A 4,598-nucleotide genomic window follows, 5' to 3' on the forward strand; every position below is an offset into this window, starting at 1 on the left:
GGAGCAGCCCGGTAGCTCGTCAGGCTCATAACCTGAAGGTCATAGGTTCAAATCCTATCCCCGCAACCAAATCTAACAAATAAAACAAAGAGATGGAACCCGACCTAAACAGTCGGGCTTTGGCGTTTGCAGTTCTTGTCAACGCCTGGTCAACGTTTCTCGAGGCCCCCTGTGACCCAGGGGGCTATTTGCGTTATGGTCGCAAATGAGCAGCCCGTGTGGTCCTTGACGCTGCCCCCAACTTTTTTCCAGTGTGTGCTAAGCTCCGGACTTGAGTAGTCGGCACCGGTCTGAATCCGTTGTCGATTCTCGCAAAAAAGTGTTAACCTTCTCCGATGGCTCGGGGGCTTCGGGCGCTTGACTGCAATTCAGGCGAAGGGAGTGCGCCACCCGTAAACAAGGGAGTGTGCATGCGTTTTTTTTTAATGTTTCTGGTATTCGGCTTGGCTACTCTGCTCTCCTCGGTGCGCGCGCATGCCTATCTTGATCCTGGTACGGCCAGCATTATCCTGCAAAGCCTGATTGGCGGCACGGTTGCAGCAGGTGCTGCGGTTTCGCTGTTTTGGCAAAGGATCAAGAGTTTCTGGAAGCGCAAGAAACCGGATCCGGACAGCAAGACGGAGGCGAAGTGACACTGTCCGGAGTGCGCCTTGCAGGTTCTTACCGGGACCCAAAGGGGCAGGTCTTGCGCGTCGGAGCACGGGTATTGCGCACGGTGCAGCCGGTGGCGCGTGAACAATATGCGTTCATTCGAACGCTGATGCCCGAGGCGGAGGCGGCGGGATTTCTGGTCGAGACCACGGAACTACCCAAGGATGCCTGGCCCGAGGGCACTGCCGATGCCGCCTTCGTCCTCGAACACGCGGTGGTTCCTTACGTCAGCTACCCCTACGAGTGGGGGTTTGCGCAGTTGCAGGTAGCGGCGCTGCACCATCTCGATTTCCAGATTTGGCTGCTGGAGCGCGGCGCGGCTCTGAGCGACGCGACCGCCTATAATGTTCAGTTCATTGGTGCAAAACCAGTATTCATCGACCTGCTGTCGATCATCGCCTACGAGGAGGGCTCCTTTTGGGTGGGCTACCGGCAGTTTTGCGAACAGTTTCTGAACCCTCTCTTGCTGCGAGCCTGCAAGGGCGTGGCGCACAACTGTTGGTATCGCGGGGCGCTGGAAGGTATCGCTACTGAAGACCTCGCCGCGCTGCTGACGATGCCCGAGAAACTGTCTCCAAACGTGCTTACCCATGTAGTGCTGCACGCGCGCTTGCAAAGGCGGGCGCGGGAAAACCCTGATGCGGCGCTGACCCGTGCCAAGGGCAGCGCGAAGCTGAGCCGAAATGCCTACAAGGGCATGCTGACGGGGCTGCGTGCCTGGATCGCACGGCTACGGCCGCGCGACGGCGGCGCCACCACTTGGGGCGAATACGCGGCGCATAACAGCTACCGTTCTGAAGAGGCAAAGGCCAAGGCCGACGTGATCGCTGAATTCGTGCGCCGCAGGGCGCCGGCGAGCATACTCGATCTGGGTTGCAACGCCGGCGATTATGCGGTGGTGGCGCTGGAAGCCGGTGCCAGCTTTGCACTCGGATTCGATTTCGATCAGGTCGCCGTGGACCGCGCGTTTCATCGTGCGCAAAACCTCGGGCTGGCGTTTCTGCCGCTCTGGCTCGATGCCGCCAATGCTAGCCCCAATCAGGGCTGGCGTCAGGCCGAGCGCGACGGCTTTGCCGAGCGGGCCCGGGCTGATGCCGTGCTGGCGCTGGCGTTTGAGCATCATTTGGCGATCGGTAAGAACATCCCGTTGGCCGAGGTCGTGGCTTGGATCGTGGAGCGCGCGCCGTGCGGGCTGATCGAGTTCGTGCCAAAATCGGATCCGACGGTCCAGATCATGCTGACGCTGCGCGAGGATATCTTCGGCGATTACAGCGAGGAGAGTTTCCGCGCGGCGCTGGAGCAAGTGGCGCAGGTGGTCAAGAAGACCACGGTTTCGGCGACGGGGCGAAGTCTCTATGAGTATGAAAGCTAAAGCCGCAGGGTCGGCCTGTGTCGCGCTGGCGATTTTTTCCGCGGGCCTGCTGGCGACGTTGCTGGTGCTGATGGCGCGTGAAAACCCGGGCGATTTCGTGCTGGCGGCGGCGGGCTACATGCTGGCGGTGCTGCTGGCGGAACTGGCGGTGCTGTTCGCACTGGGCGCGCTAGGCGGCATATGGGTCGCGGGCGGACTTGCGGCGCTCTTTGGTGGTGTCAATGCTTACGCGCTTTATGTGGTGCACATGAATCTCGGCGGGCTGGTGGCGCTTAGCTATTGCGCTGGGGTCGCGGCGATACTGGTGCTGGTGCTGGCCGCCACCGAGGCACGACCCTTGACGCGGATAGCGGGTGCGGTGGCTTTGGCGATAGTGCCGCTGATGTCGCTAACTAACGGGCCTGGAAGTGCGGCTGACGATGCGCGGCTCTCGGACGAGAACAGGGCGTTGCTGGCGCAATACGCGCAGATCCGACTGCGCGAAAAGCCCAATATCTATCTGATTTCATTTGATGCAATGATCGGGCTGCCCTCGGCGGAGAAGTTTCTGGGGCTCGACCGGCTGGCCTATGTCGACAAGCTGAATGCGCTTGGCGCGACAATCGTCCCTGATGTTTTTGCCACCGACACGCCCTCGGTGGAATCTTTCGACGCATTGATGATTCTCGATGACCATTGGCACTTCAAGGGCGCGGGCTATTTTTCTGGGCGCAGGCCAAGCCCGGTTTCAGAACTGTTCCGCGCCAATGGCTACGACGTGGAAACCGGCAGTTCAATCCCGTTCTACTTTGGCGCCGCGGGGCCTTATGTGAACTCGCATCTGTTCATTTCGAAAAACTTCATCACCGACAGTTCGCTGTGCAAATTCGCGACACCCGCGGTGCATGACTATGGCGCCTTCGGGTTCTGCCGGCTGGAGAAATACTTCACTACCGACGTGATCTTCGATCTTGCTGCGGTCAAGGCAAACCCCGCCGCCCCGTATTTCGACAGCAACTGGCATCGGGTGCTGCTGGAGCGGATCGCCCGGCCCGTGCAGCCGCAGCCTCGTCTGGTGATCTATTACTATTATTATCCGATTGGCCACGCGCCAAACGACTTTGTTTCCTACGACGCGGCACAGCTTGCCGCCTACAAGCAACGCTTTCTGACTCAGGCCGACAAGGCTGCCGAGGTGATCGACGAAATCTATGCCGCCATCCACCGAACAGACCCGAATGCGATCATCTTGGTGTTTGGCGACCACGGGCTGAAGATCAGCCGTACTGCCGACTGGAACACCGACACTGAGTTCTGGGTGCAGGATAATCACGCGGTGCTGGCCGCCTATTTGGGCAGCGGCACGACCTGTGCGCGGCCGCAACTTGCGCCGCCATATGAGGCCGAGGGCTACACAACATTGGGCCGGATGCTGGCCGGGGTGATCCGCTGCCTTGCGGAAGACGGAACCAAGCTCGACGACATCGTACGCTTCGTCGACAAGTTCGAATTCGGAAATTACCTGCTGCGTTAGGGTCGGCGGCGTCAGTCTACAACCACATGGAACGGCAGAGCGGGCGCTGTTCGGGGCGTACTTTGGCGAAGGCCCTGACTGGGACAACGCTGGGCGGCGCGAGATGCCCGCGTTCTCATCCTGTGTCTTGCGCCCTCTTGAATGGGCGGGGCTTTTTGCCGAGGCTCGTGAAGACCACGAGGGCAGGCATGCGCACCACGGCTTCAAAACGCCGCTTTGGCGCAGTGCGATGACGTTGGATACCGACGATGGCATGCTGCAGCCGGTGAAGGTGCAGTAGGCCATCGGCGCTTTCGGCCCATGACTGACTGTCGGCATAGTTGGCTTGCTGTGAAGCGGCTTCACTGAACAGACGTTCATGGGTATCGCAGCATTCATAGTCAGGCAGGCAAAAGACCCGCCGCCTCTCTGTATCGCGACGGCCATACGCTCGTAGTTCAGCAACACCGAAAGCGGGAACAACTCTGCGCCTCCCGGGCCGCGCTTGGACAAGTGTGGTCGTTGACTGCCTCTTGCCCTTGGCCTTGCGCCCCCGCATGCATAAATCCCGGAGCGAACCGGAGGCTCACCATGCCGAATTATTCGCTCCTCGATCTCTCCCCCCATCCCCGAGGGCCACACCGCCGCTGACGCCCTGGCCGCCACCGTCGAATTGGCCCGCGCTGCCGAGGGGTTTGGCTATCACCGGTACTGGCTGGCCGAGCACCACAACATGCCTGGTATCGCCAGCGCTGCTGCTGCAGTCGTCATCGGGCGGGTTGCAGCCGCCACGCGCACCATGCGGGTGGGAGCAGGGGGCATCATGTTGCCCAACCATGCCCCCTTGTCATTGCCGAACAGTTCGGCACGCTCGCCACATTCTACCCCGGCGGATTGGTCTTGACGTTGCCCCCAAGTCTTATCCAGTGTGAGCGAGACTCCGGGTTTGAGGAACCGCACCTCCCTTAGACCTTCAGCAGATCAAGCAGCGGATCAAAGGCGTACATCGCCGCGCGTCGTCCCGAAGCCGGTTCAATGGTGCGCAGCAGGCCAGCCTCGACCAGCCGCCGGGATAGCGCGCGA

The 4,598-nt window shown here is 60.7% G+C and carries 3 protein-coding genes and 1 pseudogene; all 4 read left to right on the forward strand.

Annotated elements, in window-relative coordinates; genetic code table 11:
• The first annotated feature begins 410 nt into the window (after positions 1–410).
• Complete coding sequence (locus ABY403_RS13685) at positions 411–632, forward strand: hypothetical protein (protein WP_372841386.1); 222 nt, start codon at positions 411–413, stop codon at positions 630–632.
• Entirely contained in the window at positions 629–2,023 is a 1,395-nt protein-coding gene (locus ABY403_RS13690; RefSeq protein WP_372841387.1) for a class I SAM-dependent methyltransferase, read from the forward strand. Before ABY403_RS13685 ends, ABY403_RS13690 begins: the two co-directional genes overlap by 4 nt.
• Positions 2,007–3,536, forward strand: coding sequence for a hypothetical protein (locus tag ABY403_RS13695; protein WP_372841388.1), 1,530 nt, complete (start codon positions 2,007–2,009; stop codon positions 3,534–3,536). Before ABY403_RS13690 ends, ABY403_RS13695 begins: the two co-directional genes overlap by 17 nt.
• Before the next feature lie 570 nt (positions 3,537–4,106).
• A pseudogene (locus tag ABY403_RS13700) lies at positions 4,107–4,400 on the forward strand (LLM class flavin-dependent oxidoreductase); the annotation flags it as partial.
• Between the last annotated feature and the right edge of the window lie 198 nt (positions 4,401–4,598).

It is taken from the genome of Phaeovulum sp. (assembly GCF_041596715.1).
In the GTDB taxonomy this organism is placed as follows: domain Bacteria; phylum Pseudomonadota; class Alphaproteobacteria; order Rhodobacterales; family Rhodobacteraceae; genus UBA6213.